General features: G+C 69.1%; 14 protein-coding genes and 1 riboswitch. Of the genes, 3 read left to right on the forward strand and 11 right to left on the reverse strand.

Annotated features, from left to right (window positions below; all coding sequences use genetic code 11):
• Positions 1-7: 7 nt before the first annotated feature.
• The 5 genes from LY625_RS10715 to LY625_RS10735 form a co-directional block, all read right to left on the reverse strand.
• Positions 8-1,312: an ABC transporter permease gene (locus LY625_RS10715; protein WP_233740194.1), complete on the reverse strand. Its 1,305-nt coding sequence runs from the start codon at positions 1,310-1,312 to the stop codon at positions 8-10.
• A gap of 21 nt (positions 1,313-1,333) precedes the next feature.
• Positions 1,334-2,539 (reverse strand): FtsX-like permease family protein, encoded by a 1,206-nt coding sequence (locus LY625_RS10720; protein ID WP_233740195.1) that lies wholly within the window; start codon positions 2,537-2,539, stop codon positions 1,334-1,336.
• Positions 2,540-2,543: 4 nt separating this feature from the next.
• Positions 2,544-3,854, reverse strand: coding sequence for an ABC transporter permease (locus LY625_RS10725; protein ID WP_233740196.1), 1,311 nt, complete (start codon positions 3,852-3,854; stop codon positions 2,544-2,546).
• 13 nt (positions 3,855-3,867) lie between these two features.
• Positions 3,868-4,578, reverse strand: coding sequence for an ABC transporter ATP-binding protein (locus LY625_RS10730; protein WP_233740197.1), 711 nt, complete (start codon positions 4,576-4,578; stop codon positions 3,868-3,870).
• A gap of 78 nt (positions 4,579-4,656) precedes the next feature.
• A complete protein-coding gene (locus LY625_RS10735) occupies positions 4,657-5,946 on the reverse strand; it encodes an efflux RND transporter periplasmic adaptor subunit (RefSeq protein ID WP_233740198.1) in 1,290 nt (429 codons plus the stop codon).
• 209 nt (positions 5,947-6,155) lie between these two features.
• Between LY625_RS10735 and glmS the strand changes: the two genes are divergently transcribed.
• Together glmS and LY625_RS10745 are read left to right on the forward strand one after the other, a co-directional pair.
• Complete coding sequence (gene glmS / locus LY625_RS10740) at positions 6,156-8,009, forward strand: glutamine--fructose-6-phosphate transaminase (isomerizing) (RefSeq protein ID WP_233740199.1); 1,854 nt, start codon at positions 6,156-6,158, stop codon at positions 8,007-8,009.
• A gap of 4 nt (positions 8,010-8,013) precedes the next feature.
• Complete coding sequence (locus LY625_RS10745; RefSeq protein ID WP_233740200.1) at positions 8,014-8,325, forward strand: hypothetical protein; 312 nt, start codon at positions 8,014-8,016, stop codon at positions 8,323-8,325.
• A gap of 23 nt (positions 8,326-8,348) precedes the next feature.
• Here the strand turns inward: LY625_RS10745 and cobS are convergent, their stop codons facing one another.
• The 3 genes from cobS to cobT are packed head-to-tail and all read right to left on the reverse strand — an operon-like array spanning position 8,349 to position 10,737.
• Positions 8,349-9,074, reverse strand: a complete 726-nt coding sequence (gene cobS / locus LY625_RS10750; RefSeq protein ID WP_233740201.1) for an adenosylcobinamide-GDP ribazoletransferase — start codon at positions 9,072-9,074, stop codon at positions 8,349-8,351.
• The gene (locus LY625_RS10755; protein ID WP_233740202.1) at positions 9,071-9,664 is read right to left on the reverse strand and encodes a histidine phosphatase family protein; all 594 of its coding nucleotides are present in this window, start codon (positions 9,662-9,664) and stop codon (positions 9,071-9,073) included. Before LY625_RS10755 ends, cobS begins: the two co-directional genes overlap by 4 nt.
• Positions 9,661-10,737 carry a nicotinate-nucleotide--dimethylbenzimidazole phosphoribosyltransferase gene (gene cobT, locus LY625_RS10760; RefSeq protein ID WP_233740203.1) on the reverse strand — a complete coding sequence of 359 codons (1,077 nt, stop codon included), beginning with the start codon at positions 10,735-10,737 and terminating at the stop codon, positions 9,661-9,663. Before cobT ends, LY625_RS10755 begins: the two co-directional genes overlap by 4 nt.
• Positions 10,738-10,849: 112 nt before the next feature.
• A riboswitch (cobalamin riboswitch) is annotated at positions 10,850-11,086 on the forward strand.
• 119 nt (positions 11,087-11,205) lie between these two features.
• On the opposite strand from cobT, the gene btuB reads away from it, so the two are divergent.
• On the forward strand, positions 11,206-13,056 hold the full coding sequence (gene btuB, locus LY625_RS10765; RefSeq protein ID WP_233740204.1) for a TonB-dependent vitamin B12 receptor: 1,851 nt from the start codon (positions 11,206-11,208) through the stop codon (positions 13,054-13,056).
• A 54-nt stretch (positions 13,057-13,110) separates the two neighbouring features.
• On the opposite strand, the gene LY625_RS10770 is transcribed toward btuB, so the two are convergent.
• The 3 genes from LY625_RS10770 to LY625_RS10780 all read right to left on the reverse strand — a co-directional run bounded on the left by LY625_RS10770 (position 13,111) and on the right by LY625_RS10780 (position 14,585).
• The gene (locus tag LY625_RS10770; protein ID WP_233740205.1) at positions 13,111-13,476 is read right to left on the reverse strand and encodes a TfoX/Sxy family protein; all 366 of its coding nucleotides are present in this window, start codon (positions 13,474-13,476) and stop codon (positions 13,111-13,113) included.
• Positions 13,473-13,955, reverse strand: coding sequence for a GAF domain-containing protein (locus LY625_RS10775; protein WP_233740206.1), 483 nt, complete (start codon positions 13,953-13,955; stop codon positions 13,473-13,475). Before LY625_RS10775 ends, LY625_RS10770 begins: the two co-directional genes overlap by 4 nt.
• 63 nt (positions 13,956-14,018) lie before the next feature.
• Positions 14,019-14,585 carry a DnrO protein gene (locus LY625_RS10780; RefSeq protein WP_233740207.1) on the reverse strand — a complete coding sequence of 189 codons (567 nt, stop codon included), beginning with the start codon at positions 14,583-14,585 and terminating at the stop codon, positions 14,019-14,021.

The raw sequence follows: 14,585 nt of genomic DNA on the forward strand, positions 1-14,585 counted from the left end.
GATGGCCTTACTGCGACTTGAGCTGGACGGCGGGGGTGATCTGCATCGCCCGCCAGGCCGGCAGGAGCCCGGCGACCAGGCTTGCGAACAGGGCCAGCGCGAAGGTGAACAGCAGCATCGGACCGTCCAGCTGCGCAAGCTCGGCATAGCCGGCGGGACGTTGCCGCACCGCCCACAATCCCAGCAGCGCCAGGCCCAGGCCGAGCACGCCGCCGGCCAGCCCGACGGTGCCGGCCTCGACCAGGCACTGGGCGAAGATCGCCCGGCGCGAGGCGCCCAGCGCCCGGCGTACGCCGATCTCGCCGCCGCGGCGCAGGAACTTGGCCAACAGCAGGCCGACGGTGTTGACCAGGCACACCAGCAGGAAGCCCAGCGCCAGCCACAGCTGCAGGCGCACGTCGCCGGGCACGACGTTGCGATGGTCCAGCCACGCCATGACGTTGCGCAGGCGGGTGTTGGGCTCGCGCTCGAACCGCCCGCCCGCCTTCTGCTGCGCGGAGTAGTTGTCCAGGTAGGCCTTGTAGTCGCGTGCCTGTCCCGCGTCCGCGAGCTCGACCCAGTACTGGATCCAGGCACAGGGTGCGTTGAGGTCGGAGGAATCGTTGACCGGGCTGTTGCCGAAGCAGTTGGTCGTCCCGCTGGTACCCAGCTCCAGCTCCATCGCGGTGGAGAAGGGAATGAAGACCTGCTCGTCGCGGCCATAGGCCCCGGTGCTCAGGTCGTAGAACTTCGGGCTGGGCGACCACTCGTCCAGCACCCCCACCACCCGCAGCGCATTGCCGTCGATCCGGATGCTCCGGCCGGTGCTGTCGGCGCCACCGAACAGCTTGTCGTTGAGGGCCGCGGAGATCACCGCCACCCGGCCACGGCCCTCGTCCTCCGTGGCGGACCAGCCCTGGCCGTGGCGGAAGGGAACCTCGAACATCGGAAAGAAATCGGCGGAGGTGTAGCGCGCGGTATCGATGAACGGCTTCAGCGTGCTCGCCTCGGGCTCGATGATCACCCCGCCGCCGACCATCATCGCCTGCCGCTCGCCACGGCCCTGCCGCAGCAGTTCCTCGGCATCGAAGCGGGTCAGCTGCTGCTCCGGCTCCTCGCCTGGCGTGTAGTAGGCCGCCGGCTCGGGATCGAGCTGCACCGCGAACAGCCGTTCGCTCTTTTGCGGGATCGGGTCGCCGGAAAGCACCCGGAACACCGTCAGCGTGGTCATGCTGGCCCCGATGCCCAGTGCGATCGCCAGCACCATCAGCGCGGTCAGCACCCGATTGCGGCGGAAGCTGCGCAGGGCGAGGTTGAGGTAGTAAGTGAACATCGTCGGTGCTCTCCGTAACGTTCAGGCGCTGCGCGTTGCCACAGCCGGCGGGACTGCCGCCGCGCGGCGGGCGGGGCCCAGCACGGCGGCTTGTCCGAGCAGCCACAGCGCGGCTCCGCCGACGGGCAGGTAATACAACGGGAGCCGGGCCAGTTCGTACTGGCTCATCAGCCACTGGTTGACGCCGTAGGCCAACAGCATCCCGGCCACGATGCCGGCGGTACTGAGCAGGAAGTTCTCGGCCTGGAAGTACCGCAGGATCTGCCTCCGGGTTGCCCCCAGTGCCCGGCGGATGCCGATCTGCCGGGTGCGTTGCTGGACCCAGAAGCTGGCCAAGCCGACGATGCCGAACGCGGTCACCGCGAGCAGCGAGACGCAGACCGCCATCAGCAGCCATACGACCGCACGGTCCCGGCTGTGGAAGTTCCGGCGCATCTGTTCGATCGTTTCCTGCTTGTGGATGAGCCGATTGGGATTGACCGAGCTCAATGCCACGGCCGCGGCCTGCAGCACGTCCTCGCGTCGATCCGGATCGGTGCGCAGGACGTACTGGCCCATGGCGGGCCTGATGGGGACGATGAAGGCCTGGTGCGCTTGCCTCGCCGTCCTTCCGGTACCGGGCGCGATCAGCTCATCGATCACGCCGACCACGCGGCTGGGCTCCGGCCCCCAGGCGGAAACCGTGTTTCCGACTGCGGACTGGCCGGGAAACAGCTCGTCTGCGAGCGCCCGGGTCAGGACGACCGAAGGGGTGACTTCCGCATAGATCGCCGTCATGTCCTGGTATTCGCCGGGCTCGAATCCGCGGCCCTCTACCACCCGCAGGCCCAGTGTCGGGAACAGGTTCCCGTCATCCAGGTATCCGGTCGCACCCTCCACCGAAACCGGGGGATCCGAAGGCCGTGAAACGCCCAGCGACCAGGACATGTCGCCGTAGGGCACCTGGTTGATGCTGGACGCAGACTTCACGCCGGGAACCGCCGCCAGTGCGGTGAGGTCTTCGATACGTGCCGCGTGGCCGTCGCCATCGTGGTCGATGCTGCTCACGCTCAGGTAGACCAGCTCGTCCTCGACCACGCCACTGGAGCGTTGCATGTGTTCCACGCGGCCGACGATCAGGAACACCGCGTTGCAGATGATTGCGCAGCTCAGCGCGATCTCCAGGACGATCAGCGTGGCCGCGGTCTTGTGGCGCAGGAGGGAGGAAAGGATCGGGCGGATGTTCATGGCGTCACTGGGATTTGAGTTGCAGCGCAGGGGGAATCCGCATGGCCCGCCAAGCGGGCAGGAGGCCCGCGAACAGGCTGGCCGCCAGGGCGAACGCGAGGGTGAGCAGCAACAGCGAACCGTCGAGCTGCGCCAACCGGGCGTAGTCGTCGGGTTGCTGGCGGACGATCCACAGCCCCATCGCGGTGGACCCCAGGCCCAGCACGCCCCCCGCGATCCCGATCACGCCGGCCTCGACCAGGCATTGCCGGAAGATCTCCGCCCGGCTCGCCCCCAGTGCCCGGCGCACCCCGATCTCGCCACTGCGACGCAGGAACTTGGCCAGCAACAGGCCCACGGTATTGACCAGGCACACCAGCAGGAAACCGAACGCCAGCCACATCTGCAGCCGCACGTCATTGGGGACGATCCGCTTGTGGTCCAGCCAATCCATCACGTCGTGCAGGCGGACGTCGACCGGGCGCTCGAAGCGGCCGGCTTCGCGCTGCTGCTGCGAGTACCGCTCCAGGTATTCGCGGTAGGCCGCGGCCTTCTGCACCGAATCCAGTTCCACCCAATAGCTGACCCAGGCGCACGGCGCGTTGAGGGCATGGGAGCCCTCGGCGTGCTCCTTGGTGTCGCCCCAACACGTCATCTCGCCGTTGGTTCCCAGCCGCAGCTCGCGCGAGGTGGAGAACGGCAGGAATACATCCTCGCCCTCGCCGAAGCGCTCGCCGAGGGCATAGAAGCGTGGGCCCAGGCGCCAGTCGTCCAGCACGCCGATGATCTCGAGCGTTCCCTGGGGGAGTTGCAACGTGCGGCCGACCGCGTCGTCGTCGCCGAACAGCGTGTCCGCCAGGCTGATGCTGATGACGGCTACCCGCGCCCGGGCCGCATCCTCCGCGGCAGTCCAGGCGCGGCCCTGGAGCAGGGGCGCGTCGAGCATGGGGAAGAAATCCGCAGAGGTGTACCGGGCTCCCATGAGGACCGGCAGGGCCAGCCGGTCGGACGGGAGGACCGTGACGCTGCCGCCCGCCATCAGTGCCTGGCGGTCGCCCCGCTTGTGTTCCAGCAGGGCTTCGGCGTCGAAACGGGTCAACTGGTCCGGCAATTCCACCCCGGCATCGGGGTTTTCGCGTTCGGGCAGCGGATCCATCCGTGGATGGAACAGCTGGCCGCTCTTGTGCGGGATCGGATCGCCGGAGAGCACGAAATAGACGCTGAGGGTGGTCATCGTCGCGCCGATCCCGACGGCGATGGTCAACACCATCAACGCAGTGAGCACCTTGTTGCGGCGGAAGCTGCGCAGGGCAAGGTTGAGGTAATAGCCCAGCACGTCGCGGCCCGTCTCAGGCGGTGGCGGCGGTCGGCGCGCCGCCCAGCGCGGACCCGCGCACCACGTCGGTGGCCATCCCGTCCACGATGTGCACGTTGCGCTGCGCGCGAGCGGCCAGCTCCGGGTCGTGCGTCACCATGACGATGGTGCTGCCCTGCTCGTGGATGGACTCCAGCAGTTCCATCACGCTGCGGGCCATCTGCGAGTCGAGGTTGCCGGTGGGCTCGTCGGCCAGCAGCAGCCGCGGGCTGCCGGCCAGCGCCCGGGCGATCGCCGCGCGCTGCTGCTGGCCGCCGGACAGTTCGGCCGGGAAGTGCTTGATGCGCGAACCCAGGCCTACCATGCCCAGCGCGTCCTCGATCCGCAGCTTGCGCTCGCTTGCCGGCATCCCGCGGTAACGCAGCGGCACGTCGCAGTTGTCGAACAGGTTCAGGTCCGGGATCAGGTTGAAGCTCTGGAAGATGAAACCGATCTTCTGGTTGCGCAGCCTGCTGCGCTGGTTGTCAGACAGGCCCTTGACGTTCTCGCCGTCGAGGGTGAACTCGCCATCGGTAAAGGTCTCCAGCAGGCCGGCGATGTTGAGGAAGGTGGTCTTGCCCGAACCCGACGGGCCGGTGACGGCGACGAACTCGCCTTCCTTCACGTGCAGGTCGAGCGAGCGCAGGGCATGGGTCTCGACCAGCTCGGTGCGGTAGACCTTGGAAACGGCTTGCATGTGCAGCATGGGAGGGCTCCGGAAAGGAAGGTTCAGGTGGGAAGCGGAAGGCGTGGGGCGGCGGTATGAAAGCGGCGGCAACCGGAGTCAGTCGCCCGAGACGCGGATGCGATCGGCGTTGTCGAACAGCTCGGAGCCGGCGACCACCACGCGCTCGCCAGGCTCCAGTCCGCTGATGACCTCGACCGAGCGAAGGCTGGTGGCGCCGGTCTGGATCGGGCGGCGCAGCGCGCTGCCGTCACGGACCACGTAGGCGTGGCGGCCACCGGACTGTTCGAGGAACGGGCCGCGCTCGACCATCACCACGTCGCGCCGGGTGTCGAGCAGGATCCGCGCGGACAGGCGCTGGTTCTGGCGCAGGCCGGGTGGCTGCTCGTCGCTGAAGCGCACGCGCGCGGCGACCTCGCCGTTGACCACTTCCGGCGACACCGCCGACACCTCGGCCGGGAACACCTCGTTGCCGCTGCGGATCTCCGCCGGCATGCCGATCGCCAGGTCGCGGGCGAAGCTCTCCGGGACCCGGATCTCCACCTCGAACACCGACAGGTCGACGACCGAGAGGATCGGCGAGTTGGCGGCGACATTGGTCGCCTGGGCCACCTGCACCTGGCCGACCTGGCCGTCGAACGGGGCACGCAGGGTCAGCGCCCCGACCTGGCGTTGCGCCTCGGCGACCACCGCGCGCTGGCGCTCGCTCAGCAACTGCTTGTTGCGCGCATCCAGTCCGGCGCCCTGGCCCTGCAGGCCGGCGTCCTCGCGCGCGGCGGCCAGGCCGATCTCGGCCTTCTTCAGGGTGTCCTCGGCCTTGGCCAGCTCCACCTGCGCCAGCACGCCGGCATCGTAGGCGCGCTGGTAGCGCTGCAGGTCGCGCTGGGCGGCGGTGCGCTCGATCTCGGCCTGGTCCACCAGCTTGCGCGCCTCGGCGCGTGCCATGCGGGCATCCAGGCCGGCACGGTCGGCCTCGGCCTGCAGGCTGGCCAGGGTCGACTCCTCCTGCACCAGCGTGCTGCGCAGTTCCGGGCTGTCGATCTCGGCCAGTACCTGGCCCTGCTTCACCACGTCGCCGGCGACCACCTGCAGCCGGACGGTGCCACCGGCGATCGCATACAGGGTGGGGCTGTTGGCGGCGATCACCCGGCCCTCGGCACTGATGTCGCGGACCAGGTCGCCACGGGTCACCTCGGCGATCCGCAGGCGGCCGGCATCAAAGGACCGGGCGCCCGCGCCCCAGCCGGCGACCACCCAGCCGATCGCCGCCATCAGAGCGACGCCGCCGACGGCCGGCAGCAGCCAGCGGCGAAGGCGACGGGTCGGTGACGGCGTGCGGCGCACGGCATCTTGGGCGGAGGTGTCTCGGATCGGGGCGGGGCGCGGCATCGGACGTGTTTATCGGGTGTGTGGCCAAGGTGAAGCAGGATGCGTGCCAACCTACAACTTGTTGATTTTAAATTGGAATTCTTCATCGGCCACCGTCCGCGGACACCGGGCGGACACCCGGTGGTGTCCGCCGCCCGCCATCACGGAGCGCGCCCGCGGCCGCGGGCCAACCGGCTAAACTGCACGGCTACCCAAACGAGCGTGCTGCCATGTGCGGAATCGTCGGTGCGATCGCCGATCGCGATGTCGTCCCGGTCCTGATCGAGGGCCTGAAGCGGCTGGAGTACCGCGGCTACGACTCGGCGGGCATCGCCGTGCTCGACGGCCGCGAGGTGCGCCGCGTGCGCCGCACCGGCCGGGTGCAGGAGCTGGAAACGGCGGCCGCGCAGGAGGATTTCCAGGCGGCGATCGGCATCGGCCACACCCGCTGGGCGACCCACGGCGGGGTGACCGAGGCCAATGCCCACCCGCACGCCAGCCATGGCGTGGCGCTGGTGCACAACGGCATCATCGAGAACCACGAGGCCCAGCGCGAGCGCCTGGAAGCGGCCGGCTACACCTTCGAGTCGCAGACCGACACCGAGGTCATCGCCCACCTCATCCACCACCACCTCAAGCAGGGCGCGGACCCCGGATCAAGTCCGGGGCAGGCTCTGCTGGGCGCGGTGCAGGCCTGCGTGCGCGAGCTCACCGGCGCGTATGCGATCGCGGTGGTCAGCCGGCAGGAGCCGGAGCGGCTGGTGGTGGCGCGCATGGGCTGCCCGCTGCTGGTCGGCCTGGGCGAAGGCGAGAACTTCGTCGCCAGCGACGTCTCGGCGATCATCCAGGCCACCCGCCGGGTGATCTTCCTGGAGGACGGCGACACTGCCGAGCTGACCCGCGACGCGGTGCGGGTGTTCGACGGACAGGGGCAGCCGGTCGAACGCGAGGTGCACCTGTCGGATGTCTCGCTGGCCTCGCTGGAACTGGGACCGTACAGCCACTTCATGCAGAAGGAGATCCATGAGCAGCCGCGGGCGATCTCCGACACCATCGAGGCGCTGATCGACAACGGCGTGTTCGGCCCGGAACTGTTCGGCGTCGATGCCGGCCCGGTGCTGGCGCAGGTCGAGGGCGTGAAGATCCTCGCCTGCGGCACCAGCTACTACGCCGGGCTGGTCGCCGGCTACTGGATCGAGTCGATCGCCGGTCTGCCGTGTTCGGTGGAGATCGCCAGCGAGTACCGCTACCGCGACGTGGTCCCGAACCCCAGGCACCTGGTGGTGACCATCTCCCAGTCCGGCGAGACCCTGGACACCATGGAGGCGCTCAAGTACGCCAAGTCACTGGGCCACGAGGCGACGCTGTCGATCTGCAACGTGCCCGAGAGCGCGATCCCGCGCGCCAGCCGGCTGGTCTACTACACCCGCGCCGGCGCCGAGATCGGCGTCGCCTCGACCAAGGCCTTCACCACCCAGCTGGTAGCGCTGTTCACCCTGGCCTGCACCCTGGCCAAGCTGCACGGCCGGCTGGACGAGGCGACCGAGGCCGAACACATCGAGGCGCTGCGCCACCTGCCCGGCAGCGTCCAGCATGCGCTGAACCTGGAGCCGCAGATCACCGCCTGGTCGGAGCGCTTCGCGCCCAAGGCCAACGCCCTGTTCCTCGGCCGCGGCGTGCACTATCCGATCGCCCTGGAAGGGGCGCTCAAGCTCAAGGAAATCTCCTACATCCACGCCGAGGCCTACCCGGCCGGCGAGCTCAAGCACGGCCCCTTGGCCCTGGTCGATGCCGACATGCCGGTGGTTGTGATCGCCCCCAACGACCGGCTGCTGGAGAAGGTGAAGTCCAACATGCAGGAGGTCCGCGCCCGCGGCGGCGAGCTGTACGTGTTCACCGACGAGGACAGCGAGTTCGGCCCGTCCGAGGGCGTGCACGTGATCCGCGCCCCACGCAACGTGGGCGTGCTCAGCCCGATCGTCCACACCATCCCGGTCCAGCTGCTGGCCTACCACGTGGCGCTGGCGCGCGGGACGGACGTGGACAAGCCGCGGAACCTGGCGAAGAGCGTGACCGTCGAGTAGCTAAATGGACTATCAGCTCGTGATCAAGTTCTGGAGGAAGTCGCTGGACAGCGAGGCCTTCCTGGAAACCCTGGAAGGCAAGCTCAGGGATGCCCTGGGTACCGCCGCGGTGCCCGACGGTTATGACGTCAGCCCCAGGGAGATCAACCTGTTCGTGCTGACGTCCGATCCGCGGCCTGCGTTCCGGCGTGCCAAGGACGTCCTGGAAAGCCTTGGGGTGCTGCACAGCGTCTCGGCCGGGTTCCGCCTGGTGGGTGGCGCGGGCTTCACCTCCATCTGGCCGCTGCGCACCACCCGCAAGTTCAGGCTCCCGTAGCCGGGCGCGCCGACCTCCCTTGTTCATCCGCGGACAAGTGCAACCAGCGCCAACAGCAGGAGGCTTTCCATCACCTCCGTGCTCGCGCCGAGGCAATCACCGGAAATGCCACCGAGGCGGCGGCGCCAGTAAAGGGCGATGAGCGGTGCCAGAGGTAACGCGAGCAACAGTGGGGGTGCCAGCCAGAGGGTGGGTAGGGCAAGGACAACGGCCCAGAGCCAGACGCCGGGCATGCCCAACTGCCATGAAAAACGCTCGGCCAGCCCGGGTTGCAGCGGTGGCAGGTGTCGGCTCCACCATAGCGTTGCCCAGCGTGCCCAAGCGGGCACTAGCACGATGCCCCAAGCCCATCGCCCGCCAGCCAGTTCGGACAGCAGGACCAGCTTCAACAGCAGTTGCATGACGATGGCCACGACGCCGAATACCCCGGTGTGCGGGTCCCTGAGGACCTCCATGAAACGTTCGGGATTACGGTGGGCTGCGCCGAATGCGTCGGCAACATCGGCCAGCCCGTCCAGGTGCAGGGCGCCGGTAACCCACACCCAAGCCAGCAGCGCCAGTACGGCCGCCAACCAGGGGCGGTGTTCGACACCCAGTAGGGGCAGTGCCAGCAGCGTTCCGATAAACGCGCCGACGAACGGGAAATAGACGGCGCACCGGTTCAGTTCCTGCGGCTGGAATTCGCCTACCTGCGGCGTGGGCAGACGGGTCAGGAACTGCGTTGCCAGGATCAGCCGGCGCAGGCTCATGGTTGCCGGAGCTCAATGAGCTCGCCCCACAGACCGTCACCGCCGAGCTCCACGCGCAGGCGCAGACGGGTGCCGTAATCGATGCGCAACGCCCATAGGGAGGGCAGGGCGAAGCCGCAGGTCAAGGACAGGGCCATCCGCAGCACGCCGGCGTGACTGACCACCAGCACCGGAGCGGCACCCGCAGGGGCGGCGTCGCAGTCTCGGGCGAGTGCCGCCAACGCGCTGCCGATCCGCGCCTGGAATGCCGGCCACGGTTCGCCGTCCGGTGGCGGGTGGCGTACCGGGTCACGATGAAAGGCAGCCAGGGCAGCCGGGTCAATGTCACTGCCGCGCAGGCCATCCCAGTCACCGAAGTCCAGTTCGGCCCAGTCGGAGTCCATCTCGATCGGCAGGTCGCGGGGAGTCGCCAGGGCTCTTGCGGTGCCCAAGGCGCGGATGCGGGGCGAGGTGATCGCCCGCGACCATGCCAAGGCGTGGCATGCCCCGCCGAGTGCGTCCGTGGCCTGTGCCAACAGCGGCGGATCGCCCCGTCCGTCCAGGTGGCCGGCCCGGCCGGTGGAGGCATGTCTCACCAGGTCCAGGATCATGCCGGCCGGGCGTCGTCGTTTACGGACACAGCGGCCTGTTCGAAGGTGGCCATGTCGTTGTGCAGTGCGCACGCAAGGCGCAGCAAAGGAATGGCCAAGGCCGCTCCGCTGCCTTCGCCCAGTCGCAGGTCCAGTTGCAGCAGGGTGTCGGCTCCCAACACGTCCAGCACACAGGCGTGGCCGCGTTCGGCAGATCGGTGTGAGAACAACAACCAGGGCCGTGCACCAGGGTTCAGCCGTACTGCCACCATTGCGGCCACCGAGACGATGAACCCGTCTACCAGAACCGGCACGCCACGCTGCGCGGCGGCGATGATCGCTCCGGCCAACGCGGCGATTTCCAGGCCGCCCACCCGACCCAGTGCCTCCAGGGCTGGCGTCGGGGATCGGGAGATCGCGCCGCCATGCAGTGCCAGTGCGCGTTCGACTACGTCTTGCTTGTGGCGGATGCGTACAGCGTCCAGCCCGGTACCGGCACCGACCAGGGCAGTGCTGGCCAGTCCGGCGAGCGCGCAGGCGAGGGTGCTGGCAGCAGCGGTGTTGCCGATTCCCATCTCGCCCAGCACCAGTACGTCCACCCCCGGCCGTGTCGTCTTTTCCACGGCACGCCGGCCAGCTTCCAGAGCGTGGTCGCGCTCGTTCGCAGTCATGGCCGGCGCGACGCTGAAGTCGGCGGTACCAAGGCAAGGCTTGTCGGTGCGCACGCCGGGGATCGGGCGGGTGGCGAGGGTGCCGGCATCGACCACGTACAGGGGTGATCCGAGTTCGCGGGCGAGTACCGAAATCGCCGCGCCCCCGCCCCCGAAGTTGTGCAGCATCTGTACCGTGACCTCCGTCGGGTAAGCCGACACACCCCGGACCGAAACGCCGTGGTCGCCTGCAAACACGATCACCGGCACGCGAGCGGCCTGCGGGCGGTCGCGGCCCTGCAGCGCGGCCAGCTCCGCGGCCAGGGTTTCCAGCCGTCCCAGCGCTCCCCGCGGCTTGGTTAGCTGTTGCTGGCGCAGCCAGGCACGCTGCCCGTGCTGTAGCGACGGGGCGCGGCACGGCCGTGCGGTCCAATGTGGGGTCACTCGCTGGCTGTCCGTGGGCGGTGCGGCCGCTCATTCTACTTGGCCCGCCCCACGGTGCCGGCACGCTGCTGGGCGGAGCGCTGTGGCTTTGCCGGCACCCCCGCCATGGCGTAGAATTCGCGGGCTTTCAGGTGACCTTTGGGCGCTCCCGCCCAAGGTTGAAACGGGAAGCCGGTGACCTCCCTTCGGGATATGGGGGAGCATTCCGGCGCTGCCCCCGCAACGGTAAGCGAGAAGAGTCGAGGCACATCGCCACTGTGCGCTGCATGGGAAGGCGCCTCGACGGCAACACGGCCCAGGTCGTGTTGCACTGCGAGCCCGGAGACCGGCCTGGAAGTCGACTGGTTGCGACGCGGTGGGCGTGGCGGCGGCATGCCGTCGTCTGTACGGCATTTCGCGGCCTTCTGCTTCGTCCAGCTCCCCCTTCCAGCCTGCGCGGGCGCGCGCTGGCCCCAGGAGTTTGATGACATGCCGCAGTTCCGAATCCTTTCCCTGGCCATCGCACTGGCGATGCCGGGTGCCGCCCTCGCCCAGAGCACCGGTATCGACTCTGCGACCGACCTGGACGAAGTCGTGGTCACCGCTACCCGCACCCCGATCGCACTCGGCGAGGCGATCGCACCGACCCAGGTCGTCGATCGCGAGATGATCGAGCGCAGCCAGGCCACCTCGCTGCAGGACCTGCTGCGCGGCCGCGCCGGCATCAACCTGGGCAACTCCGGCGGCCCGGGCAAGCAGACTTCGCTGTTCATGCGGGGCACCAACTCCAGCCACACGCTGGTGCTGATCGATGGTGTGCGGGTCAACTCGGCCGACTTCGCCGCTGCCGCATTCCAGGACATTCCGGTCGAGCAGATCGAACGCATCGAGATCGTGCGCGGCCCGGCGTCCAGCCTGTACGGCTCGGAGGCGATCGGCGGGGTGATCCAGATCTTCACCCGCCGCGACAAGGGAGGCTTCGCGCCGCACTTCCAACTGGGCGGCGGCAGCAACGGTCTGCGCGAAGCCAGCGGCGGCTTTGGCGGCAATGGCGAGCGCGGCTGGTTCGGCACCGACATCGCCTACCAGCGCACCGACGGCATCAACGCCTGCCGCGGCTCGGAGGCGCTGGGGCAGGGCTGCTACGCCGACGAACCCGACCGCGACGGTTACCGCAACCTCTCCCTCAGCCTGCGCGGCGGCTACGAGCTCGCCGACACGCTGAGCGTGGAAGGCAGCGCGCTGCGCGCCGAGGCCGAGAACGAGTACGACGGCTTCTACAACTATTCCGAAACCGTGCAGCAGGTCATCAATGGGAAGTTGCGCTATGCGCCGAACCAGCGCGTGGCGGTGACCATCGATGCCGGCCGCAGCGACAGCGAGTCGGACAACTACAGTGATGGGGTCTACGCCAGCACCAGCAACAGCCATCGCGACACCGCCTCCGTGCAGGCCGATATCGCCGTTGCCGCCGGCCAGGTGCTCACCGCCGGCGCGGACTGGTACCAGGACCACCTCGACAGCAGCACCGAGTATCTGGTGGACAGCCGCGACAACACCGCGGTGTTCGTCCAGTACCAGGGCGCGTTCGGCGGGCACCAACTGCAGGCCGGCCTGCGCAATGACGACAATGAGCAGTTCGGCAACCACACCACCGGCACGCTCGGCTGGGGCATGGCGCTGGGCAACGGGCTCAAGTTCTCGGCGACCTACGGCACTGCCTTCAAGGCGCCGACCTTCAGCGACCTTTACGACCCGTGGAGCGGCGTGCCCGACCTGCGGCCGGAGGAGTCGGAGAGCCTGAACCTCGGCATCGCCCAGGCGGCGGCACACTGGAACTGGGCGCTGGACATGTACGAGACGCGCATCGACGACCTGATCACCTACGACTCGACCACCTGGATGATGAGCCAAGTCGAGCGGGCGCGGATCCGGGGTGCGGAGTTCACCTTCGCCACCGCCGTAGCCGGCTGGGACCTGTCGACGCAGTTCAGCCACGTCGATCCACGCAACCATTCCCCGGGCGCGCAGTACGACAACCAGCTGGCACGGCGCGCGCGCAACACCGCCCGGGTCGACCTGGACCGCGGCTTCGGCGACTGGCGCATCGGCAGCACGCTCAATGCGGCGGGCGAACGCTTCGACGACGCGGCCAACGACCTGCGGCTGGGTGGGTACGCGACGCTGGACCTGCGGTTGGAATACGCGTTCGGCCCCGAATGGTCACTGCAGGCACGTGCCACCAACGTGTTCGACCGCGACTACGAAACCGTGGCCTGGTACAACCAGCCCGGCCGGGAATATGGCCTGCGCCTGAAGTACCAGCCAGCGGTACGCTGAGCGGGATCGCCGGTGCCGCCACGACCCGCAGTGCGGGAGCGTGGCGGCACCGGTTTACTTCTCCGGCGTACCGGCGGGCTGCGGCTGCGGCTGCGGTGCGACGGTGTCGGCCACGTGCACGGTGGTGTGCACCGGGCCGGCGAGCTGCGGATCGGAAGGGTCCACCGGACCCTGGCTGGCATGCTCCACGTCCGCTGCCAGCTCTTCGCGCCGCTCGCGCGGCAGTGACTGCCAGTGCCGGTCCTGCAACGCGCCTTCCAGCGCGTACAGCAGGTTGAGGGTCGGCTTGAAGCCGGCGCGGCGCACGCGCATGAAGGCTTCGACCGCCCCGGCCTGGCGCAGGTCGTCGTGGCTGCGCAACCCGACCTGGCGCAGCCAGGCGGCCGACTTGGGGCCGATGTTGCGCAGACCGGAGGTCACCGCAGCGAGTCCAGGAAGATGCCCGCGATGGTTTCCAGCCCCTGCTGGTCGTCGGCGTCGAAACGGCCCGGGCGCGGACTGTCGATGTCGAACACACCCAGCAACTGGCCGTCCAGTTCCAGCGGCACCACCAGCTCCGAGCGCGAGGCCGAGTCGCAGGCGATGTGGCCGGGGAACGCGTCCACGTCCTCCACCCGCTGGGTCTGTCGGCTGCTGGCGGCGGCACCGCATACCCCGCGGTCGAGCGGAATGCGTACGCAGGCGGGCAGGCCCTGGAAGGGCCCGACCACCAGTTCGGTGCCGTCGAAGAAGTAGAACCCGACCCAATTGAGGTCGGGCAGGGCGTGATGGACGAGGGCGGACAGGTTGGCCGCGTTGGCGATGCGGTCGCGCTCGCCGGCGAGCAGGGCGCGCGCCTGTTCGGCGAGTTGGGCGTACTGCTCGGGCTTGCTGCCGCTGAGTGACGATGTGGTGAACATTGCGGCAGTCTAGCAGCGGCGCGGGGCCTGGCCCGGGTACGCGAAGCGCACCCGGGTCGGACCTCAGTGTTCCGCACCCTCCGCCATGAAGCGCGGGTCCTCGAACAGCTTCGTGTAATCCTCCACCGCCGCCCGCATGTCCGCCACCGGCGCCACGGCCGACGGATCCGCCTCCAGGTCGCGGGTGCCGGCCATCAGCCGTGCCAGCAGGCCGTGCAGGGCGATGTCGGGTTCCGGCTCCAGGCTGCAGTTGGCGAACATGTAGGCGATCGCCTCGTCGACCTCGCCGGCCAGTGTCAGCACCTGCTCGTCCGCCAGGTGGCCCATCTCGTGGTGGCGGAGGGTGTCGACCGCCGTGCCGACCCGGCGCATGCCGGCCATCAGCGGGGCGTCCGGCTCCCACCGGACGTGGTCGGCCGGGATCTCCATCGCACCGTGGTGCGCGGCGTGGTGCTCCGGATCGTGCTGGTCGGCACCGTGCGCGGCGTGGGCCTGGTGCGCGGCATGGTCCGCCGGGGCGGAATGCGCGGCGTGCGCATCGTGGTCGCCATGGCCGTGGCCGTCCTGGGCCAGGGCGTTGCCTCCGCCAAGGACCAGGGCCAGGGCGGCGATGAGGGGCAGGGTCTTCAT

It is taken from the genome of Lysobacter sp. GX 14042, from assembly GCF_021390425.1.
GTDB lineage: Bacteria > Pseudomonadota > Gammaproteobacteria > Xanthomonadales > Xanthomonadaceae > Novilysobacter.